This window comes from Stenotrophomonas sp. Sm10, from assembly GCF_030985515.1.
In the GTDB taxonomy this organism is placed as follows: Bacteria; Pseudomonadota; Gammaproteobacteria; order Xanthomonadales; family Xanthomonadaceae; genus Stenotrophomonas; species Stenotrophomonas hibiscicola.
This window is the reverse complement of the sequence record NZ_JAPTFO010000014.1, coordinates 36816-63060: the sequence shown is the minus strand read 5'-3', so window position 1 is coordinate 63060 and position 26245 is coordinate 36816. Positions and strand designations below refer to the sequence as shown.

The 26245-nt window shown below is 67.5% G+C and carries 20 protein-coding genes and 1 pseudogene; 11 read left to right on the top strand and 10 right to left on the bottom strand.

What is annotated here, in order from left to right:
- Window positions 1-5: 5 nt before the first annotated feature.
- Genes O0J15_RS06400 through O0J15_RS06385 form a run of 4 tightly spaced genes read right to left on the bottom strand, consistent with a single transcriptional unit; the run spans window position 6 to window position 3703 of the window.
- Entirely contained in the window at window positions 6-1289 is a 1284-nt protein-coding gene (locus O0J15_RS06400; protein WP_005421133.1) for a TRAP transporter large permease, read from the bottom strand.
- Between the two features lie 3 nt (window positions 1290-1292).
- Window positions 1293-1823 carry a TRAP transporter small permease gene (locus O0J15_RS06395; RefSeq protein ID WP_019658831.1) on the bottom strand — a complete coding sequence of 177 codons (531 nt, stop codon included), beginning with the start codon at window positions 1821-1823 and terminating at the stop codon, window positions 1293-1295.
- A 10-nt stretch (window positions 1824-1833) separates the two neighbouring features.
- Complete coding sequence (locus O0J15_RS06390) at window positions 1834-2835, bottom strand: TRAP transporter substrate-binding protein (protein WP_021204623.1); 1002 nt, start codon at window positions 2833-2835, stop codon at window positions 1834-1836.
- 40 nt (window positions 2836-2875) lie between these two features.
- Window positions 2876-3703: a 2-keto-4-pentenoate hydratase gene (locus tag O0J15_RS06385; protein ID WP_308305326.1), complete on the bottom strand. Its 828-nt coding sequence runs from the start codon at window positions 3701-3703 to the stop codon at window positions 2876-2878.
- A 174-nt stretch (window positions 3704-3877) separates the two neighbouring features.
- Here O0J15_RS06385 and O0J15_RS06380 point away from each other — a divergent pair, with 174 nt between their 5' ends.
- The 3 genes from O0J15_RS06380 to O0J15_RS06370 are packed head-to-tail and all read left to right on the top strand — an operon-like array spanning window position 3878 to window position 7110.
- Entirely contained in the window at window positions 3878-4852 is a 975-nt protein-coding gene (locus O0J15_RS06380; RefSeq protein ID WP_308305331.1) for an alpha/beta hydrolase, read from the top strand.
- On the top strand, window positions 4849-6471 hold the full coding sequence (locus tag O0J15_RS06375) for a carboxylesterase/lipase family protein (RefSeq protein ID WP_155028735.1): 1623 nt from the start codon (window positions 4849-4851) through the stop codon (window positions 6469-6471). Before O0J15_RS06380 ends, O0J15_RS06375 begins: the two co-directional genes overlap by 4 nt.
- A gap of 51 nt (window positions 6472-6522) precedes the next feature.
- Complete coding sequence (locus tag O0J15_RS06370) at window positions 6523-7110, top strand: cysteine dioxygenase family protein (RefSeq protein ID WP_019658826.1); 588 nt, start codon at window positions 6523-6525, stop codon at window positions 7108-7110.
- Between the two features lie 34 nt (window positions 7111-7144).
- On the opposite strand, the gene O0J15_RS06365 is transcribed toward O0J15_RS06370, so the two are convergent.
- Together O0J15_RS06365 and O0J15_RS06360 are read right to left on the bottom strand one after the other, a co-directional pair.
- Window positions 7145-10948 carry a LamG-like jellyroll fold domain-containing protein gene (locus O0J15_RS06365; protein ID WP_308305325.1) on the bottom strand — a complete coding sequence of 1268 codons (3804 nt, stop codon included), beginning with the start codon at window positions 10946-10948 and terminating at the stop codon, window positions 7145-7147.
- 138 nt (window positions 10949-11086) lie between these two features.
- Entirely contained in the window at window positions 11087-13837 is a 2751-nt protein-coding gene (locus O0J15_RS06360) for a TonB-dependent receptor (protein ID WP_029550752.1), read from the bottom strand.
- 285 nt (window positions 13838-14122) lie between these two features.
- Between O0J15_RS06360 and O0J15_RS06355 the strand changes: the two genes are divergently transcribed.
- From O0J15_RS06355 to O0J15_RS06340, 4 genes are all read left to right on the top strand, one after another.
- Window positions 14123-15142: a sugar kinase gene (locus O0J15_RS06355; RefSeq protein ID WP_308305324.1), complete on the top strand. Its 1020-nt coding sequence runs from the start codon at window positions 14123-14125 to the stop codon at window positions 15140-15142.
- Window positions 15129-15767, top strand: a complete 639-nt coding sequence (gene eda, locus O0J15_RS06350) for a bifunctional 4-hydroxy-2-oxoglutarate aldolase/2-dehydro-3-deoxy-phosphogluconate aldolase (protein WP_308305323.1) — start codon at window positions 15129-15131, stop codon at window positions 15765-15767. The genes O0J15_RS06355 and eda overlap by 14 nt, the downstream gene beginning before the upstream one ends.
- Window positions 15768-15863: 96 nt before the next feature.
- The gene (gene adhP, locus O0J15_RS06345; protein ID WP_308305322.1) at window positions 15864-16892 is read left to right on the top strand and encodes an alcohol dehydrogenase AdhP; all 1029 of its coding nucleotides are present in this window, start codon (window positions 15864-15866) and stop codon (window positions 16890-16892) included.
- Window positions 16893-16995: 103 nt separating this feature from the next.
- Window positions 16996-17388, top strand: a complete 393-nt coding sequence (locus tag O0J15_RS06340; protein WP_180877408.1) for a hypothetical protein — start codon at window positions 16996-16998, stop codon at window positions 17386-17388.
- A gap of 75 nt (window positions 17389-17463) precedes the next feature.
- Here the strand turns inward: O0J15_RS06340 and ligD are convergent.
- The 3 genes and pseudogenes from ligD to O0J15_RS06325 form a co-directional block, all read right to left on the bottom strand.
- Window positions 17464-18411, bottom strand: a pseudogene (gene ligD, locus O0J15_RS06335) (non-homologous end-joining DNA ligase); the annotation flags it as partial.
- Between the two features lie 109 nt (window positions 18412-18520).
- Window positions 18521-19441, bottom strand: a complete 921-nt coding sequence (locus O0J15_RS06330) for a Ku protein (protein WP_021204616.1) — start codon at window positions 19439-19441, stop codon at window positions 18521-18523.
- A 139-nt stretch (window positions 19442-19580) separates the two neighbouring features.
- Window positions 19581-19979, bottom strand: a complete 399-nt coding sequence (locus O0J15_RS06325) for a hypothetical protein (RefSeq protein WP_021204615.1) — start codon at window positions 19977-19979, stop codon at window positions 19581-19583.
- A gap of 147 nt (window positions 19980-20126) precedes the next feature.
- On the opposite strand from O0J15_RS06325, the gene O0J15_RS06320 reads away from it, so the two are divergent.
- The gene (locus O0J15_RS06320) at window positions 20127-20465 is read left to right on the top strand and encodes a hypothetical protein (RefSeq protein WP_005411772.1); all 339 of its coding nucleotides are present in this window, start codon (window positions 20127-20129) and stop codon (window positions 20463-20465) included.
- 80 nt (window positions 20466-20545) lie between these two features.
- Here the strand turns inward: O0J15_RS06320 and O0J15_RS06315 are convergent, their stop codons facing one another.
- Window positions 20546-22636 (bottom strand): TonB-dependent receptor, encoded by a 2091-nt coding sequence (locus O0J15_RS06315; RefSeq protein WP_308305321.1) that lies wholly within the window; start codon window positions 22634-22636, stop codon window positions 20546-20548.
- Between the two features lie 172 nt (window positions 22637-22808).
- Here O0J15_RS06315 and O0J15_RS06310 point away from each other — a divergent pair, with 172 nt between their 5' ends.
- The 3 genes from O0J15_RS06310 to O0J15_RS06300 all read left to right on the top strand — a co-directional run bounded on the left by O0J15_RS06310 (window position 22809) and on the right by O0J15_RS06300 (window position 26187).
- Window positions 22809-24011, top strand: a complete 1203-nt coding sequence (locus O0J15_RS06310; protein ID WP_099588736.1) for an amino acid aminotransferase — start codon at window positions 22809-22811, stop codon at window positions 24009-24011.
- Window positions 24012-24351: 340 nt separating this feature from the next.
- The gene (locus tag O0J15_RS06305; protein ID WP_021204612.1) at window positions 24352-25368 is read left to right on the top strand and encodes a class 1 fructose-bisphosphatase; all 1017 of its coding nucleotides are present in this window, start codon (window positions 24352-24354) and stop codon (window positions 25366-25368) included.
- Window positions 25369-25476: 108 nt separating this feature from the next.
- On the top strand, window positions 25477-26187 hold the full coding sequence (locus O0J15_RS06300; protein WP_014035427.1) for a 2OG-Fe(II) oxygenase: 711 nt from the start codon (window positions 25477-25479) through the stop codon (window positions 26185-26187).
- The last annotated feature ends 58 nt before the right edge of the window (window positions 26188-26245 follow it).

Genomic DNA, 26245 nt, shown 5'->3' with positions numbered 1-26245 from the left:
GTGGCTCAGCCGCGCAGCGCGGCGGGCAGCCACAACGACAGTGAGGGGAAGAAGGCCACGACCAGCAGCACGGCGAGCGCGGCGAACCAGAACGGCCAGATCGTGCGCATGCTCTGGCCCACGCTGATCTTGCCGATGGCCGTGCCGATGAACAGCACCGAGCCCACCGGGGGCGTGACCAGACCCAGGCCACCGGTGAGCACCAGCACCAGGCCGAAGTGGATCGGATCGATGCCGTAGGCGCGCGCCACCGGCAGGAAGATCGGCGTGCAGATCAGGATCATCGGCGCCAGGTCCATGAAGGTGCCCAGCAGCAGCAGCATCACCACGATCATCAGCAGCACCATGAACTGGCTGTGCGCGAACGACTGCAGGAACTCGACGGCGGCCGCGGGCACCTGCAGGTAGGCCAGCAGCCAGCCAAACACGGCAGCGGTGGCGATCACGAACAGGATCACGCCCGTGCTGCGCGCAGCGTGGATGACGGTGTCGAAGAACTCGCGCCAGCGCAGTTGCCGGTACAGCACGGTGGTCACCAGCAAGGCGTAGACCACGGCGATGGCTGCGCTTTCCACTGCGGTGAAGATGCCGGCACGGATACCGATGAAGATCAGCGCGACCAGGCCCAGGCCGGGCAGGGCGGAGACGATGCGCAGGGCCACGGCGCGCCAGCCGGGAAAGACCTCCACGCCATAGCCGCGGCGGCGCGCCACCGCATAGCCGGTGACCATCAGCGCCAACGTCATCAGCAGCGCGGGGACAATGCCGGCGGCGAACAGATCGGCGATGGACAGGCCCCCACCGGCAGCGGCCGAGAACAGGATCAGGTTGTGCGACGGCGGCACCAGCAGCGCCACCAGCGCGGCGGTGATGCTGACGTTGACGGCGAAATCGCGGTCGTAGCCGCGCTTGACCATCTGCGGGATCATCGTGCCGCCGACCGCCGAAACGTCGGCGATGGCCGAGCCGGACACGCCGCCGAAGAACAGCGAGGACAGGATCGAGACCTGGCCGAGGCCACCGCGCAAGCGCCCCACCAGCGACGAGGCCAAGGCGATCAGGCGCTCGGAGATGCCGCCGCGCATCATGATCTCGCCCGCGAAGATGAACAACGGAATGGCGATCAGCGAGGCCGAGCCGGTACCGGCCGAGATCTGCTGCACCAGCACGATGCTGGGGATATCCAGGTAGAGCAGGGTGGCCAGCGCGGCAGCGGCCAGCGCGTAGGCCACCGGCACGCCGAGCAGCAGCAGCACGGCAAACACGGAGAACAGGATGGTGATACCCATGGATCAACGATCTCCTTCAGCGTCTTCGGCGCCGGTGGCGCGGGCCTGCAGCGCGTTCCACGCACGGTTCAGCGCGAACAGCAGCATCAGCCCGCCGCCCACCGCCAGTGGCAGGTAGTTGATGCTCTGCGGCAGATCGGCGCCGGCGGTCTTGATGTCCAGGCCGTCGAGCAGCAGATCACCCGACCAGAAGGCGATGAAGCCTCCCAGCACCGCCACCACCAGCTGCACCAGCACGTCCACCGCACGGCGCAGGCCGGGGCCCAGGTAGGCATGCAGCAGGAAGAAGCCGAAGTGGCGGTTGGTGTGCACACCGCAGGCGGCACCGAGGCTCATCGCCGTGGCCAGCAGCAGCAGCGTGACCGGCTCGGTCCAGCTGGGCGAATCGTTGATCACGTAGCGCGCGAACACCTGCCAGCCCTGCACCACCACCAGCCCCAGCAGGGCAGCAACGGCGCCGTAGATGGCGATGTCGGCGATGCGGTCCAGCAGGCGCTGGCCAGGCCCGGTGGCGGGCGTCGTCGTCTCGATCATGGCAGTGTCCTCAGGCGGCGCGGATGCGGTCGACCAGCGCGGCGATCTCCGGCTGCTGCAGGTACTGCTGCAGCAGCGGCTGGGCGGCGGTGCGGAAGGCGGGCATGTCCACCTCGTTGGCTTTCACCCCATAGGCCAGCACGGCGCGGCGTGCGGCGTCCTCCGACGCATCCCACTGCTCGCGCATCACCTTCACCGACGCGCGCGCGGTCTGCAGCAGCAGCTGGCGGTCGTCAGGCGACAGGCGTTCGAAACTGGCGCGCGACATCAGCAACACATCCGGCGCGTACGAATGGTCGCTCTGCGACCAGTAGTGCGCCGCTTCGAAGTGGCGGCTGGAATGGAAGCTGCGCATGTTGTTCTCGGCGCCGTCGATCATGTGGGTTTCCATCCCGGAGAACGTGTCGCCCAGCGACATCGGCGTCGGGTTGGCGCCGAGCAGGCGCATCAGCTGGATGAAGATGTCCGATGAGGCGACGCGCAGCTTCAGGCCGTGCAGGTCCTTGGGGGAAACGATGGGGTGCTTGGTGTTGTAGAAGCAGCGTGCACCGGAATCGTAGATCGCCAGGCCGACCAGGCCGCGGCCCTGGAAGCCGCGCAGCACGGCTTCGGCCACGCCGTCATCCAGCGCGGCACGCTGGTGCGCCACCGACGTGAACACGTAGGGCAGGCACAGCGCCTGGGTCAGCGGAAAGGCATTGTTCAGCGCACCGGCATACACGCGGGTGATATCGATGGCTCCGAAGCGCGCCATGTCGATCGCCTCGGATTCGCGGCCCAGCTGGCCGGAGTGGTACTGGCGCAGGCGCAGGCGACCGTTGGTTTCGCGCTGCAGCGTTTCGCCGATCCACTTCACCGCGGTGACGGTAGGGTAGTCGGCCACATGCACGTCGGTGGCGGTCAACAGCGCGCCACCGGCCATATCGCCGCCCGGCCCGCGGCCACAGGCGGCGAGCATCGGGGTGGCCAGGGCAGCAGCGCCACCGGCCAGGAAGTTACGTCGTGTGATCATCTGCGCCCTCCCGCGCGTGTTCACCAGGGCAGCCCCGCGGTCATCCCGCGGGCACGGCCCGGCAGGCAATGTCACCGAAGCCGGCAAAGCGCACCAGCGCCGTTTGTCCTGCCTCGATATCGTGGATGCCGGTGGCATTGCCGGTGGCGATCAGGTCGCCCTTGCGCAGCGGCCGGCCACGCAGGGCCGAACGGGACAGCGCAAAGGCATAGGCCGCGCGCAGGCCACCGGGCAGGCGGGTGGCGCCACCGGTGCCGACCACCTCACCTTCGATCAGTGTCTCGGCACGCAGCGAGTTTTCGTCGCGTGCGGTCCAGTCGACGATCTCCGGGCCCAGCACCAGGCCGTTGTTGTTGCCAAAGTCGGACACCACCACGCGCGGACCAAGTTCGTTGATGGTGGCCAGCGGGCTGCTGGCCACTTCCACGCCGATATAGAGGCGCGCAGGCAGCGCTTCGGCCTGTTCCGGGGACCAGTCCAGCTGTCCGGCCGGCGCGTCCTCCAACAGCTCCAGCACGTACTCTGCTTCGACTGCGCCGAAGCCCCCGACGAAGACCGGGATGTCGGTTGTTCCACCGGTATCATTCCAGAGCTGACGTTTGAAGATCGGCCCCAGCAGGCGCTCATCGCCGGAGCCGTCGCGGCGCTCGGCAGCGATGTAACCCACCTTCCAGCCGACCACCGTATCGCTCCACAGGCGAATGGCCTGGTCCTGCACGTGGTAGGCAGCCACCAGATCGACGGGGATCTCTCCGGGGAACGCGGGCAGGGCCTTGCCTGCGCGGCGTGCATCGGTGAAGGCGCGGGCGATGGCGGCTGCACCGTCCGGCGCCGGCCTCTGCCCCTGTGTGCCGTGTTCGTTGCTCAAGAACGGTCTCCCTCTGCGTTGTTGCACTGCCCATCGACAGCGTCTGCAGGAGGTGTATATGGTAAACCGGTGTCATCACGCAAGCCGCAGCGCATCACACCCGTTTCCGGGGCGCCTGCGGCACGCTGCCCACCCCTCGCTGGAGCCCGGTCCGCCATGCGTCTGCCCCCTCTTGTGCTGTTCCTGTGCGTTCTGTTGACGCTTGCCCCGGCACGTGCCAGCGACGTCCCGCTGCGCGACGGCCAGCGGCTTGCCGGGGAGGTGGCGGGCGAACGCCTGCCGCTGTGGCCGGACGGCCAGGTACCTGGCCAGAGCGCTCCGGCACGGAAGGCGCGGGTGGTTGAGCGCAGCCCCGATCCGGCCCATCCGGACCGGTTCGTGGACGGGATCGATGCGCCATATATGATCGTGCACGCGCCGCCACGTCCGAACGGGCAGGCGGTGCTGGTCATTCCGGGCGGCGGCTACCAGCGGGTGGTAATCGACAAGGAGGGCAGCGCGCTGGTGCCGGACTGGGTGCAGCGGGCAGGCTTCACCCTGTTCGTGCTTCGCTACCGCCTGCCGCAGCCGGGCAGGGACCGCCAGGCGGCGCTGGCCGATGCCCAGCGTGCGCTGCGGGTCGTGCGCGACCAGGCCGCGCGCCGCGGCCTGGAGGCGGACAATGTGGCGGTCATGGGCTTTTCCGCCGGCGGCCACGTGGCTGCGCGGCTGGCCACCGGCTTCGATGCGCCGGTCTATCCCGCACGCGATGCGATCGATCAGCTGAGCGCGCGCCCGGCACGGGCGGTGCTGGTCTACCCGGTCATCGACATGGGCGCGCATGCGCACAGTGGTTCGCGCGGGCGATTGCTGGGCGAGCGCCCTGACCCCGCATTGGCGACGCAGTACTCGGTGCAGGAGCACGTGCGTGCGGACATGCCGCCGACGATGCTGATCCATGCCAACGACGATCGCGTGGTCAGCGTGCACAACAGCGAGGTGATGGCGCAGGCGCTGGCCAGGGCGGGCGTCGAGCACGAACTGCATGTGTTCGCCCATGGTGGCCACGGCTTCGGCATGCGCCTGCAGCCCGGCTCCACCCTGGCGCAGTGGCCAGCGCTGGCGCAGGCATGGCTGACAGCAGGAAAGGATGCGGAGCGCAGCCGATGACGGGAGCACCCGACGATCTGCAGCGCCGCCGTTTCCTGCGCGACAGCGCGCGCTGGGCGCTGGCCACGGCCACGCTGGTGGCACTGCCGGCAGCGGCGATGCCCGGTGCACGCGACGAACGCCTGCCGATCGTCCGCGTGCGCGGGGGGCGCCTGCGCGGCCAGCATGAACAAGGCGTGCTGGTATTCCGCGGCGTGCGCTACGGCGCCGATACCGGCACCCATCGCTTCCAGCCACCACGCCGGGAAGCGGCATGGAACGGGATCGCCGATGCACTGGACTATGGCGCGGCCGCACCGCAGGGCGGCGCGGAAGGCCCCGGCAGCGAAGACTGCCTGTTCCTCAACGTCTGGACCCCCGCACTGGGGGATGGCGGCCGCCGCCCGGTGCTGGTCTACATACACGGGGGTGGGTTCAACAACGGCTCCGGCAGCGATCCGCTGTACGACGGCAGTGCGCTGTGCCGCCGCGGCGATGTGGTGGTGGTGACCCTCAATCATCGGCTGAACACCTTCGGTTACCTGTACCTGGGCGCACTTGGCGACGCACGCTACGCCGCGTCGGGGAATGTCGGCCAGCTCGACCTGGTACAGGCGCTGCAGTGGGTGCGCGAGCACGCGGCGATCTTCGGCGGTGACGCTGGAAACATCACCGTGTTCGGCCAGTCCGGGGGCGGCGCCAAGATCGCCACGCTGATGGCGATGCCGGCGGCACGCGGCCTGTTCCAGCGCGCGTGGACGATGAGCGGGCAGCAGGTCACCGCGGCCGGCCCGCGTGCCGCCGCGCAGCGCGCTGCCATCGCAATGGAGGCAGTGGGTGCAAAGGACCTGTCTGCCCTGCTGCGGCTCCCGGCCACGGATCTGCTTGCAGCCACCCGTGCCCGCGATCCATCGCGGGTGGAAAGCACGTCGCTGTACTTCGGGCCGGTACTGGACGAAGTCTCCCTTCCGGTGCATCCGTTCTGGCCGCAGGCGCCGCGGCAGTCGGCCAGCATTCCGATGGTCATCGGCAATACGCGCGACGAGACCCGTGCCTTCCTCGGCAACGATCCGGCCAACTTCACCTTGACCTGGGAGACGCTGCCGGCACAGCTGCAACGCCAGCAGTTCGTGGATCTGCTGCCGCAGACGGTGATCGCCGAGTACCGCCGCCTGTACCCGCATTACACGCCTTCGGAGGTGTTCTTCGCGGCCACTACCGCAGGACGTTCCTGGCGCGGCGCAGTGGAGGAGCTGGAAGCGCGTGCGCGCCAGCCCAGCGGGGCCGCGCCCACCTGGGCCTACCAGCTGGACTGGGGCTCACCGGTGGAGCAAGGCCGGCTGCGCGCCTTCCACACGCTGGACATCCCGCTGGTGTTCGACAACGCCGGCCTGCCCGGCGCACGCACCGGTGGCGGCGCGGACGCGCACACGCTGGCGGCGACAATGAGCGACGCACTGATCGCCTTCGCGCGCAACGGCGACCCCAATCATCGCGGAATGCCGCAATGGCCCGCCTACGCGCTGCCCCGGCGGCAGACCATGCTGTTCGATCGCCAGAGCGGCGTGGTGGACGATCCTCGTGCCGGCGAACGTGCGCTGTATGCAAAAGTACCGTTCGTGCAGCGCGGCACGCAGTGATGACACCGCGGTGCAAACATTCTGTTAACCCCTCTCGGCTAGAGTCGGGGCATGGGAACGATGTCCTTGCCACCGTCATTCACCGGCCGGGAGCGGCTGTTCGCTGCGATCGATGCCGCGGTGATGCTGGGCACGCCGGAGGCCATCACCGGTGCGCTGCAGCAGGTGCTGCGCGAGGCCATCGTCGATCCGTCCATCCAGCTGCCCCCCTGCGTGCGGCGCCCGGTCGAAGGGCATTACGCACGCCGTGAACTGCACCGCAGCCCGACCCTGGGCTACAGCGTCATCGCCATGTGCTGGGGCCCGGGCCAGGGCACGCCGCTGCACGACCACGATGCGATGTGGTGCGTGGAAGGCGTCTGGCAGGGCGAACTGATCGTCACTCCCTATGCGCTGATTGAACAGGATGGCGAACGTCATCGCTTTGCCGCCCAGCCCACGCTGTACGGCCACCGCGGTAGTGCCGGCAGCCTGATTCCGCCGCACGAGTACCACACGCTGTGCAACGCCAGCGACGCGGACGTGGCCGTGTCGCTGCATGTCTACGAGGGCGTGATGGAACGCAGCGCGGTGTTCGAGCCGTTGGATGATGGCTGGTACCAGCGCCGGATGAAACGGCTGGAGACCGAGGCGTCCTGACCCACGCCGGATCACGCCCGGCGTAATGCAGGCATCATCGCGGCACGCCGACCACGTTGTTGAGCCGGGTCACTTCCTCGCCACCGTCGGCCAGCGCCACGCGCACGCGCAGGCCGCTGCGGTCACCGGCCGGCAACGGCAGCCAGACCTGCACGGTCTTCGGCTGCAGGTCACTGGGTGCCCCCAGCGCCGGCACGTCCGTGCGGGCGATCTCGCGACCGCGCGCGTCTTCCAGCATTGCTACGGCCACGCCGGTGCCGACATGGCCCAGGCTGTGCACGGTCACCTGCAGCTGGCTGCCGTCGATGCGTACGTCGCCGCGACCCACGCCCAGGTCCGGCCGTGTTTCCACCGGTGTTCCCTCGGACACGCGTTCGAACTCGAACACCTCGGTACGCCCGGGACGGAACTGCAGCGCCACCGAAGCGCTGGTTTCCAGCTGTACGCGGCGTTCGGCGGGCGTGCCGTCGATGTGGCCATCGCCATCGGCATCCACGCCGCTGCGTATCCGCCAGGTCCCGCTGGCCACGTTCCAGCCGGTCATGTCGGCGCCGATGGTGCGCGTGCCCAGGTTGTAGCTGGTAACGGTGAAACGTTCACGCGACGGCGCATGCACCAGCAGGGCGACCTGTTCGGCCGCTCCATCGCGGTCGAAGCGCCAGCTGACGGTGTGGCCGGGCCAACTCTGGTTGCGCTTCAGCGCGATCCCACCCAGGCGTGCGCGCTGGAGGAATTCACTGGGCGCTTCCACGCGGTCGGACCACCAGTGGCCCTCGGTGTTCATGTACGCGCGCTGCACTTTCGCCTGCAGGCCGTCGGCATGCAGGGCGGCGATGTATGACCTGTCGCCGCTGGCCTGCCAGGCCATCAGGCTGGCGAAGCCGGTTTTTCCCGCGTCGGCCTCGGCGCGCAGCAGCGGATACCAGTCCTGTTGCCGGCCCAGTACGTCCACGACGTTCTCGCCCAGGTTGGCCAGTGCGCCCGGGCCGCCACGGGCCACGCGGTAGTCCAGTGCCTGCAGGTACTTCGCATCGCCGCTCCAGCGCCACGCCGCCCAGAAGGTGTGCATCGTGTCGCCACTGCCGGAGCCGTTGTTCAACTCGCCGCCGCGGGTGGCACCGCTGGCCCAGTTGATCTCGTTGGGCAGGGTGAAGCGTCCCTTGTCGTCCTTGCCTGCGTGGGCCAGATAGCCATCGGCCAGGCCGATCACCAGCCCGCGGCCGGTGGGATCGGCGTTGTACTGGCCCAGCAGGAACGCCGGGTGCAGCACCGGGAACGAATACGGCTTCTGCCACTGCCAGTTCGGTTCGCGGTAGACCTTGTTGCCACCGAACCAGTTGCTGGAGAACAGCAGGTGGCCCTGCGGGTTGCGCAGGATGATGCGCTCGTCGAAGGCCTTCACCGTTTCCATCAGGCGTTCCAGCGTCAGCGGATCGCCCCAGTTGAGGTAGAGCATGGCGCTGTTGGTGTTGATGCCTTCCTCATAGGAATGCAGCTCGTCGGTCTCGATGGTACTCAAGCCGTTGCTGAACATGCCGTTGCGGTACACCGCGTCGGACAGCGCGGTCAGCGAGGCGTTCAATCGATCCGGCTGCACGCCCATCAGGGCCAGCCCCGGCCACTGCTGGGTCAGGTCGGAATCGTCCGAAATGCCACCACCGAAGTCACCGTAGGCCACCTGCCGTTCGTCGATCCACCAGTCGACGAACTGCCGCACCTGCGCCAGGTCCTGCACCTGGTTGAATGCCCACGCCGGCACGCCCCTGGGCACGGCAGGCGCCGTGTAGGGCGGGCGGCCCTGGCTGTTGTAGCTGATGTAGTTCCAGTACAGGCGGCCGAGTTCATGGTCCGGATCCACCCGCAGCAGGTCGCTCAGGTCCGCGTACACGCGCGCGTACAGGCGCTGGCGCTTGGACGTGGTGTGCTCTTCCACCAGGAAGCCCCAGTTGTCGCGGACCTGGTTGAAGCGGTCGGCCACGTGCTCCTTCAGCGCGTCGGCACGCGGCTTGAACACCAGCCGGACCTGCGCACCGTCGAGGGCATCGGCATCGAAGCCTGGTGCGGCCGAGGCGATGCTCAGCCAAAGGCTGTCCGGGGTGAGGATGCGATCGCGCAGGTCCAGCCACAGCGTGCGCGCCTGCCGTGGCGGCACCGACACCGATACATCGATCATGTCGCGCGCCGGCCAGATCGGATCCTTGATGCGGAGGTTCAGCGGGATCAGTCCATCGTGGGTGGGCGGCAGGTCCAGCGCGGGAAGGTCGATGGCCACGCCGTCCAGGCCGTCGTGCATGTTCTCCCAGCTGTAGGCCCAGCTGCGGGTCAGCGGCTGGTTGGCCGGTGCATCGCCGACGCCCGAGGGGATCAGCACGTGCACGATCGGCCGCGGCTGCGCCGGCAGGCTGTCGGCACCCCGGCGGCGTGAGCCTGCGCCCTTGGGCAGGGCCATCACCGTGCTGCGTTCGGCGGCCGGGAAGCGGCCATCGATGTAGTGCCGCAGTGCATCGAGGTTGGTGTAGTCGGGCAGGGCCTGGCTGTCGATCACGTAGGTCTGCTTGACCGTGCCTTCCGGCTCGGCGCCCTCGCTCACGTTGTAGGCCCATACTTCCTGGATCGGGGTTTCCTGTTCGACGTTGCTGAAACGGAGCACGCCGCCCTGCTGCGCGGGAATGTCCTGCACGCTGCGCACCACGCCGCGCGGGCGCGTGGCCAGCACCTCGGTGGCATGTTCGGCGTCGGGTCCATGGGCCAGGCTGCCGAACGCCGCACCGCGGATCTCCATCCGGTTCACCGTCTCGCCGGCCGGCAGGGTCAGGTCCAGGTGCTGGCCGCTTTCCACGTAGGTGTTCCAGTCCGGCAGCTGGAAATAGTCGTTGCGGCCGGGCAGGCGCGAGCGGTTGTAGACGCCCGGCCAGGTGGTTTCCGCGATGCCGTCGGTGGCCTTCCACATCCACGCCTTGTGGTCGCGCGTATCGGCGAATTCGATCTTGCGGATGCGGGTGCCGCCGGCCGCCAACGCTGGGGGTGCAGCCCCTTCCCAGCCGAAGCGGTGGCGCCAGGCGCGCGTGCCATCGCCGATCGCCACGGCGCTGGCTGGCTCGCGGCCGCGCGCCAGCGTTGCCACCGCCGGCGCATCCAGCATGCGGTCGTAGACCCGGATGTGCTGGAAGTCGCTGCCACGCAGGAAGTTGTAGCGGCTCTGCACCTGGTACGGTGCCATTACCCGCCCGGCAAGGCCGAGCTGGTCCAGCGCGGCATCGTAATTGCCGGTGGCCTGCGCGCGCGCCACTTCGCGGCCATCGATGAACAGGCGCACGCCGTGGTCCTCATCCCAGGCGAAGGCCAGGTGCAACCACTGGTCGGGACGCGGCAGTGCATCCATGCGGAACGACACGCGTGTGCGTGCCAGGTTGGCATCGGTGACGAAGGCATCGAAGCCGTGCCCGTTCCAGTCGATGCGCAGCCAGGCCATGTCCCAGCTGCTGTGGTCGGCGTAGCCGACGCGGAAGATCACGAACGGCGCTTCACCCACCGCGTAGCGTGAACGCCAGTCGAAGGCCAGCGTGCCGCGCTGGGCCAGGATGTTGCCCGGCGCGTCCCAGGCAAGCACGCCGTCGTCTTCCCATTGGATGGCCTTGCCATGCTCGCCGTCGTCGACCACCGCGACCTTGTCGCGAAAGTTCGCTACGGCCTCACCGTGAGCGGTCACGGCCTGCAGGCCGTGATTGGCATCCACATGGAAGAGCAGGGTGGGGACATCGGCGGCGGCCGTCGCGGGGCCTGCAGCCAGGGCCACTGCGAGCAGCAGGCAGCGGGACACGGTCGTGCGGTGCGGCATGGAGACATTTCCTTTCAACGGGCGACGGCCGGCGGCGGGCCGCCGGACCGTAGCAAGGCCACGCCGCAGCGGCACCTTGCGGCGCAGCAGCGGTCATGGCGAACCGCGGCGCGTATCGGTACGCGCCGCCGGCGTTGCTCAGAACTTGTAGCGCACGCCCAGCAGGAACTGGCGGCCGGTTTCGGTGTACTGGAGTGGCAGGCGGCCGGTGGCGGGCGAGTACACCCATTCATCCGAGGCTTCGTTGGTCAGGTTGATGCCTTCCAGGCTCAGTTCCAGCTGGTCGCTGATCTTGTAGCGGATGGACGCATCAATGACCGTGGTGCCGGTCATGCCGTGGTAGCCGTCCAGGTTGAAGCCGGTTTCCTGACCGGGCACCTGGGTGAGGTAGTCATCGCGGTTGGTGGCGGAGACGCGGCCAGCGAAGGTCTCGCCTTCGTAGAACAGCGTTGCGTTCCATGACGATTTGGACAGGCCCAGCAGATCGTTCTTCATCACCGGCTGGCCAGCCGAGTTGATGTACTGGATCTTCGATTCGACCCAGGTGTAGTTCAGCTGCACGCCCAGGTTCGACCACTTGCCCGGCAGGAAAGTGAAGGGCTGGGTGTAGTTCGCCTCGGCGCCGTACAGCTCACCGCCGGGGGTATTGACTGGCCGGGTGAAGGTGAAGTCGTCGGTGGGCGAGGCGCCGGTACCGGTCAGCAGTTCGGCAGGCAGGCCGCTGTCGGTGTACGGGCGGTTCTCGCGCAGGGTCTGCACCGAGGTCTCGATGTCCTTGTAGAACAGGCCCAGGCCCGCCATCGCGCCTTCGGCGAAGTACCACTCGAAGCCCAGGTCGACATTGGTGGCGCGCGTCGGGTCCAGGTTGGGATTGCCGCTGGAGATGGTGCGCGCACCACCGGCCACGGCCACGGTTGCACCTGGCGTCAGGCTGCCCAGGCCCGGGCGGGTCATGACCTTGGCCGCACCCAGGCGGATCAGGAAATCGGGCGTGACCTCGGCCACCAGGTTGAACGAGGGCAGGGTGTCATCGTAGGTGCGGGTGGCGGTGGTGGAGGTGGTACCACTGGCCAGCGTCGACAGCCCGGTGGAGGTCTGCCTGGTGCGCACGTAGCGCACGCCGAAGTTGCCCGACAGCGGTAGCGAGCCGATTTCGGTGCTGAACTCGCCCATCAGGTAGGCACCACGGTCCTTCTCTTCCACGCTGCGCACGTTGTTGGCGCGCGGCGCGACGGCATAGATGCCGCTGTTGCTGTAGATGTCGAACTGGTCGGCGATTGCATCCAGGTTCGGCACCACCCAGTTGGACGGATTGCCATTGATGCCCTTCAGGCCGGCCTGGTTGATCATGTCCACGGGCACGATCCTGCTGCCGCTGGCGAAGGTCGGCACGGCCAGTTCGCTGGCACGGCGCAGTTCGGTGGTCTTGAACGTGTAGTCCTTGGCAAGCACGCCGCCCTTCAGGCGGAAGCCGGGGCTGATGTTCCAGTTGAAGTCGATCTGGCCGGTATCGAAGTCGTTGTCCACGTACTGCGGGCGCAGGCGGATTTCCGCCAGTTCCCAACCGTTGGGGTCGGTCGGGTCGATGCCGTAGTTGAGGATCGGGAAGCGGCTGTTGCCACGGTAGTCGTAGCTGTAGCCCTTGACGTCGTACTTGTCCATGATGACGGTGGTCTGCACTGGATTCTCGTGCCTGGAGCGCGAGATGCCCAGCTTGCCGGACACGGTGAAGTCGTCGCCGAAACGGTGCTGGCCGTTCAGGCTGATCTGCTTGAACTCGGTGCTCCACTCGTCGTGGCGGTTCTCGGTACGGATGTCGACGTTGTCGAATTCACCGTACAGCAGCGCGCCGTTGCGGATCTCGCCGTTCCTGACGATGGTGCTCGGCTTGCCGACCAGGCGCGGGGTGCTGCTGCTGCCACGGCTGAAGGAAATCGCTTCGATGTACTGCTCGTCGCGGGTGGCATCGATCTTCGAGTACAGCATGTCCAGCGATACTTCACTGGCATCGCTGGGCTTCCACTGCAGCGAGCCGGTCACGCCCAGGCGCTTCTGCTCGTGTTCCATCTGCACGTAGCGCGGGAAGCGCGGGTGGAATACATCAGCGGCGCGTGCGGCGGCGAACGGCGATGACGCAGCGAAGTTGCCATTGCTCGGGCCGTTGGCCCAGCGGCCGGTGTTGGAGCCTTCCTCCAGTGCCTGGCGCTCGGAGTAGGCCACCGACAGGAGGGCGCCGAAGGTACCATCGGCGAAGGTGTTGGAGACCAGCGCGGCCAGCCGCGGGTCGGCCTTTTCGGCCATCTGGTTGTAGCCGGCCTGGCCGCTTGCGGCGAAGGTGAAGCCGTCGTAGTCGAACGGGCGCGCGGTGCGCAGGTCGACAGTGGCACCCAGCGAGCCTTCCTCGACGTCGGCCGAGGCGGTCTTGCGCACCACCAGCTGCGAGAACAGGTCCGAGGCAAACACGTTGAAGTCGAAACCGCGGCCGCGGTTGGTACCACCGCTCTGGTCACCGGCGCCGACGGTGGTCAGCGCTTCCATCCCATTGATGCGCACGCGGGTGAAATCCGGGCCCAGGCCGCGCACCGAGATGTTGCGGCCTTCGCCGGCTTCGCGTGTGATCACCACGCCCGGAATGCGCTGCAGCGATTCAGCCAGATTGAGGTCGGGAAACTTGCCGATGTCTTCGGCGACGATGGCATCGACCACGCCGGCCTCGCCGCGCTTGATGTCCAGCGCCTTTTCGACACTGGCGCGATAGCCTGTGACGTTCACCGTGTCCAGGTCGGTAGCGGTCTGCTGCTGGGCGGCCGCGCTGGTGGACAGGGCGAGTCCCACCCCCAGGGCCAGCAAGGTAACCGGTGTCTTTTTTCCATGGATCCGAGATTGCATGCCTTTCCCCTCTCCCAAAGGTCTGGTATCGCAGCTGCGCGGCGAAATGACACCGCTAGTCAAAACCGACGTTAGCAGCACCACCGGGATCGGGCATCTTGCACCGCAACAGATTTGCAATGTCTCCAAGACGCTTGCAGGACAAAGGTTTCGACATATCGCCCAAGCGCTCTCAAGGCGTCTTCGGTCTAGAATGACACCGCTAGCCAATCGCCACGCCCCTCGCGTGGTCCACTTACACGCCATGCAGTGTCCCATGCTGGTGGCACGCGTGAAGGAGCTGAGATGGGTCGTATCGTGTGTTTTGGAGAGTTGTTGCTGCGCCTGGGTGCCCCCGGCAACGAACTGCTGCTGCAGTCGCCGCAACTCCAGGTCCATGTGGGAGGGGCCGAAGCCAACGTGGGTGTCTCGCTGTCCCGGCTTGGACATCAGGTGGCCATGGTCAGCACCGTGGCCGGCAATGCGCTGGGGGCGCATGTACTGGGTGAACTGCGGCGGCACGGCGTGGATACGCGCGGTGTGCGCGAGGACGCCGAGGGCCGCATGGGCCTGTACTTCCTCACCACCGGCGCGGTACAGCGCGCGAGCGAAGTGGTCTACGACCGCGCGGATTCGGCGTTCGCGCGCAGCACTGCAGCCGACTACGACTGGCCAGCGCTGCTGCAGGACGCGCAGTGGCTGCACGTCTCCGGGGTCAGCCCGGCGTTGGGCCCGCACGTGGCGGCGGCCACGCTGGCGGCGGCGCGCGCGGCAAGACAGGCCGGTGTCCGCGTCTCCTTCGACGGCAATTTCCGGCCCCGCCTCTGGCAGCGCTGGGGAGGCGATGCGCAGGCGGTATTGCGCGAACTGTTCGCGCAGGCCGACATCGTGTTCGCCGACTACCGCGACATGGAGGTCGTACTGGGCACCCGCTTCACCCAGCCGGACCTGATGGAGCGGATCGACGCGGCCGCTGCCGCCGCGTTCGGTGCCTTTCCGCAACTGCAGTGGATGGCCTGCACGCAGCGGCAGGTGCTGAGCGTGGACCACCATGTGCTGGGCGCTGTGCTGCTGGGTTGCGACGGAACCCGCGCACAGGCCCCACTGCGTCAACTGCAGGGCATCGTCGACCGCATCGGTGGCGGTGATGCCTTCGCGGCCGGCATCCTGCATGGCATCCTGTCCGGCCTTGATGCCGACGCCACCGTGCGGTTCGGCCTGGCCGCCGGGGCGCTGAAGCACTCCATCCCCGGCGATTTCAATCCTGTCAGCGAAGCTGACGTGCTGGCCCTGATGGGCGAGGAGCGATTCGATGTCCGCCGCTGATCCGCGCGTACGCGCGGTCCTGAAACTGGCACCGGTGATTCCGGTGTACACGCCCGAAAACGTGAATGACGCGGTCGAAGTGGCCCAGGCCCTGTTCCGCGGCGGCCTGCCGGTGATCGAAGTGACCCTGCGCACACCGCAGGCGCTGGACGCGATCACGGCCATGGTCGAGGCCGTACCGGACGCGGTGATCGGTGCCGGCACCGTGCTTACCCCGGCGCAGATGCAGGCGGCGAAGCAGGCCGGAGCGCGTTTCGCGGTGTCCCCCGGCGCCACGCCGGCACTGTACGCGGCCGCGCACGATGCCGACATGCCGTACCTGCCCGGTGCGGCCACGGCCTCGGACCTGATCCTGGGCCTGGAGCACGGCCAAGACACGTTCAAGTTCTTTCCCGCCGTGCAGGCCGGCGGTGCCGCGCTGCTGGCGGCCTGGCACGGTCCATTCGCCGACGTGCGCTTCTGCCCGACCGGTGGCATCAGCGCGCAGACCGCGCCGCAGTTCCTGCACCTGCCCAACGTGCTGTGCGTGGGTGGCTCGTGGTTGACCACGCCGGCACTGCTGCAGACCCGCGACTGGGAGGCCATCGAGCGCCTCGCCCGCGAGGCCTCGGTGCTGGCCAGCTGAACCCGGCGCACGGATCTTCAAAGGTTTGATCGTGATCAAAGCGCCGGCCTCGTGCCGGCGTCATTCTGTGGGCAAGCGCACTACGGAGATCCGAACATGAATTCCACCATGAAGGCCGCTGTCGTGCGTGAGTTCGGCAAGCCACTGGTCATCGAGGAAGTCTCGGTACCACGCCCGGGGGCGGGCGAGGTACTGGTCAGGATCGAGGCCTGTGGTGTCTGCCACACCGACCTGCACGCCGCCGAGGGCGACTGGCCGGTCAAACCGAACCCGCCGTTCATCCCCGGTCACGAGGGCGTGGGGCACGTCGTGGCCGTGGGTGGCGGGGTCGGGCACGTCAGGGAAGGCGACAGGGTCGGCATCCCCTGGTTGTACTCGGCGTGTGGCCATTGCGAACACTGCCTGGGGGGCTGGGAAACGCTGTGCGAAACGCAGCGCAACACCGGTTACTCGGTCAACGGCGGCTTCGCCGAGTACGCACTGGCCGATGCCAACTATGTCGGCCTGCTTCCAAAGGACGTGGGCTTCGTGGAGATCGCGCCGGTGCTGTGCGCCGGCGTGACCGTCTACAAGGGCCTGAAGGTCACCGACACCAGGCCCGGTGACTGGGTGGCGATCTCCGGCATCGGTGGCCTGGGCCACATGGCCGTGCAGTACGCCCGCGCAATGGGCCTGAACGTGGCGGCGGTGGACGTGGATGACAACAAGCTGGCGCTGGCGCGGCAGCTCGGCGCGCAGGTCACCGTCAACGCGAGTACCACCGACCCGGCCGCCTTCCTGAAGAGGGAGATCGGTGGCGCACACGGTGCACTGGTCACCGCGGTGTCGCCGAAGGCGTTCGAGCAGGCACTGGGCATGGTCCGCCGCGGCGGCACTGTCTCGCTCAATGGCCTGCCGCCCGGCAACTTCCCGCTGGATATCTTCGGCATGGTGCTCAACGGCATCACCGTGCGCGGCTCGATCGTCGGCACCCGCCTGGACCTGCAGGAATCGCTGCAGTTCGCTGCCGAGGGCAAGGTCGCCGCCACCGTCAGCACCGATCGCCTGGAAAACATCAACGACGTGTTCGCACGCATGCACGCGGGCACCATCGAAGGCCGCGTCGTACTGGACTTCGCCGCCTGACCCTCCGTGCATGGCCGCCGCCGCTCCGTCCCCCTCTCCCACGGACGCGGCGGCCATGCCGATTCATCGCCAGCGGGCACTCGCGCGGCCGTACAATGCGTGCATGCCCGGCGTGCTCAAGATCCTGTTCCTGTCCATCGTTGCCCTGCTCGGCGGTGTACTTTCACTTGCGCTGGTGAGCAGCGTCGCCAGCTGGCTGCCGCCGCTGCTGGGCATGCCGCCGGACAACAACAGCGCGCAGCTGGGCTGGGACCTGGCCTTCAGCGTGCTCGGTGGCATCGCGGGTATCGCCTTTGCCACCTACTACGCGCCCTGCTGGCCGCGTTCGCACGGCTTCTCGATCTGGTCGCTGGTCGCGCTGGGCTGTGGCTACGCCATGTGGACGGCGGGTGCGGATTTCCCGCTCTGGTTCGTCATTTCGCTGCTGGCGTCGCTGCCGCTGCAATTGCTGGCCGGCTGGTGGTTTGGCCGTCGTCCCTCGCGCGATGCAAGGTGATGCCGCCCCTGTAGAGCCGAGCCTGTGCTCGGCTTTCATGCACATTTACACAGGCAGCCGAGCATAGGCTCGGCTCTACAGGTCCATCCGCGGCAGCGTCTGCTTCAACGCATCGATGCCCTGCCACGGATCCGCTTTCAGCCGCTTCGCGCGCGCCAGCGCCTTGGCCATCGAAAACGCATCCGCCGCACCGACGCGTGCCAGTTCCTCCCAGCGCAGCGGTACCGCCACACCGGCACTTTCACGCGCACGCAGCGACCACGAGCACACGCTGGTGGCGCCCCGCGTATTGCGCAGCCAGTCGATGAAGATGACGCCGCCACGCTTGGCCTTGCTCATGGTCGCCACGTAGTGGTCCGGCGCGCGCTCCGCCATCGCCCGGGCAAATGCCTCGCAGAACACCCTGGCCTGTTCCCAGTCGGCCCTGGGCTTCAGCGGCACCACAACGTGCACCCCCTTGCCACCGGACAACCGCACGAAGCTCTTCAGGCCGGCCTCCTGCAGGCGGTCACGGACGTCACGCGCAGCGGCCTTCACCTGTGCCCAGCTGACGCCTTCTCCAGGGTCAAGATCGAACACCAGCCGATCCGGATGCTCGGGGTCGGCGACGGTTGCACCCCAGGGATGCAACTCCAGGGTGTTCATCTGCACCAGCTGCAGCAGGCCCCGTGCGTCGTCGATGTAAACGTAATCCTCGCGCCCGCTCTTCTGCTGCAGCGGCACCGCATGTACAGCATCGCCCAGGCCGGCACCATGGTGCTTCTGGAAGAAGCAGGCCTTGCCGACGCCGTCCGGGCAGCGCAGTAGTGACAGCGGACGCGCGCTGATTTCCGGCAGGATCCAGCGCGCCATGCGCTGGTAGTAGTCGGCCACGGCGCCCTTGGTCAGCTTCTGCTTTGGAAAAACCACCCGCTCCGGATGAGTAATCTGGACCTCGCCTCCAGCTTCGGCATCTGCGATGTTCATTCCAAGGTCCTCCTTCGGCGTGTCGCTGCGCAGCCGCTTGAAACCAGCCTGGCGCAGGTAGGCCGCCGCGTCGGATCACCCTGCGCGGGCGTGTCGTCAGGCGCCGGCGTCTGCCCTGCGCCGCCGCCAGGTCGGCGCTCTCGCCGGTACTGCTCCAACGACATGCTCAACCTGCCTTGCGGCGTGCAGCGGTCTTCTTTGCAGCTTTCTTCGCAGCCTTCTTGGCTGCCTTCTTTACCGTGGATTTGGTGGCTGCTTTCCGCGTTGCCGTCTTTTTCGCTGGCGTGCGCTTGTTGGCATCCAGGCTCTTCTGCAGCAGCGCCATGAAATCGACCACATTGGTGCTGGCGTCCTCGCGCGGTGCAGGCTCATCGTCGACCCGCGTGGTACCCCCCTTGGACTTGATGCGCTTGTTCAACACCTGCTGCAGGCGCTCGCGGAATTCATCGTGATACTGCGACGGATCCCAGTCGCCGGCCATCGACTCGATCAGCTGTTCGGCCATCGCCGTTTCCTTGCTGGTGATGCGGTAGTCGGACAGCTTGCCGGTGGGCAGCTTGTACTCCTCCGGATCCACCAGTTCCTGTGGATAGCGCAGGATCATCAGCACCAGTGCGTCCTCATGCGGCATCACCGCGCACAGGTACTCGCGTGTGCGCACGACCACCCGCGCGATACCGACCTTGCCGGTGCTGCGCAGGGTCTCGCGCAGCAGCACATAGCCTTTCTCGGCCTTCTTGCCGGGCACCAGCAGATACGGTTTCTCGTAGTAGCGCGGATCGATCTGCGATGCATCCACGAACGATTCCACTTCTACGGCCTCGTGGCTTTCTGGTGCCGCCGAACGGATATCGCCTTCCTCCAGCACGACATAGCTGCCCTTGTCGTACTCGTAGGCCTTGACGATGTCCTTCCAGGGAACTTCCTCGCCCGTATCGGCGTTGACCCGCTCAAAGCGGATCGGCTTGCGATCGCGGGAGTCGAGCATGCGGAACTGCAGATCGACCTTGCGCTCTCCGGACATCAGTGACACCGGCACATTGAGCAGGCCGAACGAGAGCGTGCCAGTCCAGATCGGGCGGGCCATGGGCGTACCTTTGGCGGGGCAGGGTGCCCAGCGTGGGCCGGAGGGCGTAAACCAACCGTGTCCGTGCCGTGCACGTCAGGTGGCGCGACCACTTGGCTGTAGAGCCGAGCCCGCGCTCGGCTGCTTCAAGTGCCCGCCACTACTGCAGCAACGGCCTCACCGCCGCTGCCGGAATATGGTCCAGCGCGCGCCAGGCGTCCTCCACGACCGGGCGTGCCTGCGACCAGCCCAGCCGCGACTGCCCGCGCATCTGTTCCCAATGCTCGGCCAGTTCCTCGCAGGTATCGGCAGCATCACCGCGTGGCCAATCCGCGGCATGGGTCGTCAGCGCGAAGGCATATACCGGGCACAGATCGCGCCAGTTGCGGTGGCTTTGGCCACGCCTCTCCTCGTAGTCGCTGATCATGTACTGCAGGTAGTCCTGCGCCACCGCCTGCGGATCTTCCTGGCGGCGCGTGCGGCGCTGGGCAGTGCGCTGGCCGAGTGGATCGAGCAGGGCGTTGAACACGGACGGTGCGGGTCGTTCAAGACGGGGCATGGCCGGCTCCTGCAGCGGGGGCGGGTGGGCAGGAATACGCGCGGTGCCGTTACCGGGGGGTGAGCGAGATGTTCATGACGCCAGGTTCGCAACGGCTTTACCTGCGGGGCGGTGTAGTGGAATCCCCCCAAGGGCAGGTACCAGACCATGAGCCGAGAGACCTCGCGAGACCCGCTGCGGGAGAACCACCCGCCCATTCCCGGCGAGCAGCGCGGCAAGCGCGATGCCGACAACGCCGACTACCGCGGCACCGGCGCGCCGTTCTTCGATGCCGAGCACGACCACCTGCCGGTGAAGCACGAGGCTGAACAGGCGGCCCAGGACCGCAAGGATGGCGGTGACCGTCACCGTGGTGGCCAGGAGAGCCCGCTCAAGCGCCGCGAGCGCAAGCAGCGCGCCAGCGACAACCAGGACGAGGCGCTGGAGGAGACGTTCCCGGCCAGCGACCCGACCTCGCCGTTCGTGCCGGCCAAGGCCCCCGACTGACCGGTAGTGCCGGCCGCTGGCCGGCAACGTCTCGGCTGCCCTACACAAAGCGATGCCGGCCAGCGGCCGGCACTACCAACTCAGCGCCACGACCACTGCAGGCCGACGTTGGCTCGCCGTCCCGGTCCCGGCTCATAGAAGCGCCCGTTGCCGTCATTGACGATCACCGAGCCGATGTAGGCTTGGTCCAGCACGTTCTCCAGCCGGGCGAAGGCGCGCAGCTCACCGCCCGGCAGCGTCCATCGACGGCCGGCTTCCAGGTGCAGCAGGGCGTAGCCCGGCGCGCGCTCGGTGGCCACGTCATTTACCACGGTATCGCTGCTGGCCGAGGCCTCCAGCGCCCACTGCCACTCAGCCGGGCTCCACTGCAGGCGTGCGAAGGCCTGTTGGCGGGGCACGCCGGGCAGGCGGCTGCCTGCGGCGACCAAGGTGTTCGAGGTCAGGTAGGGCGAGCGCACCTGAGCCTGCAGCCAGGTCCATGCCAGCTGCAGTTCCAGCTGTTCGCCCAGCGGCTGCTGGTACTGCAGTTCCATGCCCTGGCGGCGGGTGCGGCCGATGTTGCGATAGGTGCTGCGCCCGCCGATATTGCTGGCAACTGCCAGCTCATCGTTGGTATCTGCGCGGAATACGCTGACATCGAGCTGGGCTCCGCCTTGCGCGTGCCACTTGCTTCCAATCTCCAGATTGCGGCTGCGGGCGGCCGCCAGATCCAGCGCCAATCCCGCCTGGCCGTCGGCGCGATAGCCCAGTTCGTTGAAGGTAGGCGTTTCGAAGCCACGTCCCACCGCCGCGTGCAGCCGCCACTGCGGGCTCGCTTCGAAGCTGATCCCGGCCGCCGGCGTGGTCGCCTGGTAGCGCCGGTGACCACTGTCATCCGGGTTGCGGGCGGTGATGTAGCGATCGTCCGAGTTGAAACGCACGGTGCTGTGGCGCAGGCCGGCCAGCAACGACCAGCGCGGGCTCCATTGCCACCAGGCCTGGGCGAACTGGTCCACGTTCTGCACGACGTCGATCTGGTCACGACGCAGCCGTCCACGCACGCCCAGGGCGCTGCCGAGGAAGTTCTCATGGCCGGTGCGATGCTGGCGCTGGCGGTCGGCGCTGAGCCCGGCCACCAGGTCCAGCGGCCGGCCGGCAAGGTCACCCTGCCAGCCCCAGCGCGCGTCCAACCCGCCGTAGCCGCCCTCCAGATCGATCACCCCACCGGCATGCAGGGGGTTGGCCTGGGCGGTCGGTGGGATCGGCAGGTATTGGCGTACCGCGCGCTGGCCGGCATAGCCCATCAGCTGCCAGCGCTGCGGCCCGGTTTCACGTGTCCAGCGCAGGCCGGCCTGCTGCTGGCGCACCGATTTGCGGGTGTTGTACTGGTGCGCGACTGCCGTGGCCTGGCGCGGGTCAGCCGCCACCTGGGCACGGGTCAGGCCCAGCGGGTCCTGCGCATCCGGTGCATCAAGCGCATTGAGCAACAGCTCCAGCCGCCCGCCGCCCAGCTCGCCCCCGATGCGCGCGTTGAGCGATTCACGGCGTGCCTGGCTGTGATCGCGCCAGCCATCGGTGCGGAAGTGATTGGCGGCGATGTTGTAGTCCAGTACTTGGCCGGCCCCCTTCAGCTGTGCACCGACGCTCAGCGTGTTGTCGGCACCGGCGCTGAGCCGCAACCGCCACGGGTCGCCGGCCTGGCCCTGTTCGCTCCAGACCTGCAGCACGCCACCGGAGGAATTGCCGTAGAGCGCGGAAAACGGCCCACGCAGCACCTCGATGCGTTCGGCACCAAGCAGGCTGGCATGTGACAGCTGGCCTTGGCCATCGGGCATGGTTGCAGGGACCCCGTCGATCAACACCCGTACCCCGCGCACCCCGAAGGTCGAACGCGCGCCGAAGCCACGGATCGACAGCTGGGTGTCCTGGGCGAAGTTCTGCCGGTCGCGCGCCAGCAGACCGGGTACCCCAGCCAGCGCTTCGGACAGCTGCGCGCCGGTGCCAGCGCGGCTGGCATCGATCCAGACCGTGTCCTGGCTGGCCGGCAGCGCGAACGGGTCGATGCCCGGCACCCGTGCAGCCTGTACCTGCACCGCCGGCAGGGCGGTGGGCGCAGGCGCGGCCATCACCACCCAGGGCGACAGCAGCAGGGCGGAAAGCGGCAGGCTACGGCGGCGTGCGGCAGTTTTCATGATTCAGGTTGATGGGTCGGGCGGCAACGCACGCCATGGTACGGGGCCGTGGATGACGATGGCGGCGGCCAGCCCCCGGCAGGCTTTGTTACGATGGGCTGTTTCCGGCCGAAACGCCGCAGACCGCGTAGCGCACTTCCTCCCCCTTTCCGTCTACCGAACGAGTACCGCCGTGTCCTTCTTTGCAAACGTGGAACTGGTCCCAGGCGACCCGATCCTGGGCCTGACCGAGGCGTACAACGCCGACAGCCGCCCGACCAAGGTCAACCTGGGTGTGGGCATCTACTACGACGAGAGCGGCCGCATTCCGCTGCTGCGCGCCGTCAAGCAGATCGAGCAGCAGCTCGCCGCTGAAGCCAAACCGCGCGGCTACCTGCCGATCGATGGCCTGCCGGCGTACACGCAGGCCACGCGTGAGCTGGTGTTCGGCAAGGACTCGCCGCTGCTGGCCGCCGGCCGCGTCACCACCGCACAGACCGTTGGTGGCAGCGGTGCGCTGCGCGTCGGCGCCGACGTGCTGAAGAAGCTGCTGCCGCACGCCACCGTTGCGCTGAGCAACCCGAGCTGGGAGAACCACCGCGCCGTGTTCAGCGCGGCCGGCTTCGAGGTGCTGGATTACACCTACTTCGATCCGACCACCCACGGCGTCAACTTCGACGGCCTGCTGGCGGACCTGGGCAAGCTGGAAGCCGGCACCGTGGTGCTGCTGCACGCCTGCTGCCACAACCCCACCGGTGCCGACCTCACGGTCACCCAGTGGAAGCAGGTCGCACAGCTGCTGAAGGACAAGCAGCTGTTCCCCTTCATTGACATGGCCTACCAGGGCTTCGACAAGGGCATCGAGCAGGACGGCGCAGCAGTGCGCATCATCGCCGAAGCCGGCATCGACAGCTTCATCGTCGCCAACTCGTACTCCAAGTCGTTCTCGCTGTATGGCGAGCGCGTGGGTGCGCTGTCGATGGTGGCGCCGACCGCCGCTGACGCCAAGGCCGTGCAGTCGCAGGTCAAGCGCGTGATCCGCACCATCTACTCCAGCCCATCCACCCACGGTGCTGCGCTGGTGGCCGGCGTGCTGACGAACCCGGAACTGCGCGCGATGTGGGAGCAGGAGCTGACCGAGATGCGCGAGCGCATCCATGCCCTGCGCCAGGGCCTGGTCGAGAAGCTGGCCGCTGCAGGTGCCCCGCAGTTCGGCTTCATCAACGAGCAGGCCGGCATGTTCTCCTACTCCGGCTTGAGCCGTGAGCAGGTCGAGCGCCTGCGCGACGAGTTCGGCATCTACGCCGTCGGCACCGGTCGCATCTGCGTGGCCGCGCTGAACCAGAACAACCTGGAATACGTCGCCAAGGCCGTGGCCACCGTCGCCAAGGGCTGAAGCAACGCTCCAGTGGCTTGAGGACAAAGGCGCCGAAAGGCGCCTTTGTTTTTTGCTCCTGCTCTTGCCTTTGCCATCCCCACCGCGCTCGCGGGGAACCCTGACGCTCGCGGGAGGGGGAGGCGATGCAGGACCGTTGGCGCCATGGATGGCGCCATCGAGCTTACAGGGACGTACTTGCAGCGTGTCCTGCATCGCCTTCCCCTCCCGCGAGCCTCGACAAAAGGAAGGCGCCACGAGCGCAACGCATCTGGAAACGATTACGCCTTCCCGCGCTCACGCACGCCCCCGCCATACGGGCGACAATAGGCGTTTTCCCGCTGCCGAGACCTGCCCGCCCATGTCCCGTACTTCGTTGACCCGCTTCCTGATCCAGGAACAGCACGCCGGCCGCATCAATGCCGACCTGCGCCAGCTGATCGCCGTGGTGGCCCGCGCCTGCACCAGCATCTCCATCGCCGTCAGCAAGGGCGCCCTCGGTGGCGTGCTCGGCGATGCCGGTACCGGCAACGTGCAGGGTGAAGCGCAGAAGAAGCTGGACGTCATCAGCAACGAGATCCTGCTTGAAGCCAACGCCTGGGGTGGCCACCTCGCCGCCTGCGCCTCGGAGGAAATGGACCACAGCCAGCCGGTGCCGGACATCTATCCGCGCGGTGATTTCCTGCTGCTGTTCGACCCCCTCGATGGCAGCTCCAACATCGACGTCAACGTCTCCGTCGGCACCATCTTCTCGGTGCTGCGTTGCCCGACCAATGTCGAACTGCCGGGCGATGACGCCTTCCTGCAGCCGGGCAGCAAGCAGATCGCCGCTGGCTACTGCATCTACGGGCCCAGCACCCAGCTGGTGCTGACCGTCGGCCATGGCACCCACGCCTTCACTCTGGACCGCGAGAAGGGCGAGTTCGTGCTGACCACCGAGAACATGCAGATTCCGGCGGCCACCCAGGAATTCGCCATCAACATGTCCAACCAGCGTCACTGGGAAGCGCCGATGCAGGCCTACGTCAGCGACCTGCTGGCGGGCAAGGAAGGCGCGCGCGGCAAGAACTTCAACATGCGCTGGATCGCCAGCATGGTGGCCGACGTGCATCGCATCCTGACCCGCGGGGGCATCTTCATCTACCCGTGGGACAAGAAGGATCCGTCCAAGGCCGGCAAGCTGCGCCTGATGTACGAGGCCAACCCGATGGGCCTGCTGGTCGAACAGGCCGGCGGTGCCGCCTCGACGGGCCGTGAGCGCATCCTCGACATCCAGCCCGACCACCTGCACCAGCGCGTGCCGGTGTTCCTGGGTTCGCGCGAGGAAGTGGCCGAAGCCGTGCGCTACCACCACGCGCACGACGACGCACAGGGCTGATCGGCGGTTGCCTGACGGCTTTCATGGCAGATCGATGACATGACCGTGGGGTGACACCAAGGGCGGCAAACGGCACCATCAAGCCGTTGCCGCCTAAGGAATGCACGCATGCACGAGCAGGGCCCGGTCGATTTCATCGAAGTCATCCACAACGCCGTCCCCAGCGAGGTCTGCGCGGCCATCGTTGAACGCCTGCGCGCCACGCGTGGCCTGCAGCCCGGTGCCGTGGGCAGTGGCGTGTTCCCGGAACTCAAGCACAGCAAGGATCTGCGTATCAGTGGCCTGGACGGCTGGCAGGATGTCGACCAGCAGCTGCAGATCGCGGTGTTCAATGGCCTGCTGACTTATCTACGCCGTTATCCACAGGCATTGATCGCCCCGCTGATGTTGCAGATCCAGGACAGCAACGGCCAACCGCGACGCCTGTCTGCCGAGGACTTCCCCGACATGCCGCCGCAGCAGCTGGCCGATCTGGCCCGCACCTGCCTGCGCCCGGGTGCGATCAACCTGCAGTGGTATGCGGCGGGCGAGGGCGGTTACCCGTACTGGCACTGCGAACTGTACCCGAAGGATGCGCAGGCCGAGACTCTGCACCGGCACGTGCTGTGGACGCTGTACCTCAACGACGACTTTGACGAAGGCGAGACCGAGTTCCTGTTCCAGGGGCGGAAGATCGCACCACGCACCGGCAGCCTGCTGATTGCGCCGACGGCGTTCACTCATACCCATCGTGGCAATCGCCCGCAGGGCGGGGACAAGTTCATCGCGACGAGTTGGATCCTGTTCCAGAGTGCGCAGAAGTTGTTTGGGGGAGGGTGAGGTCATCGTACTTCTCCCGATTGGAGCCGATATCCAGGCAAGTTCGTTATGCCGTCGG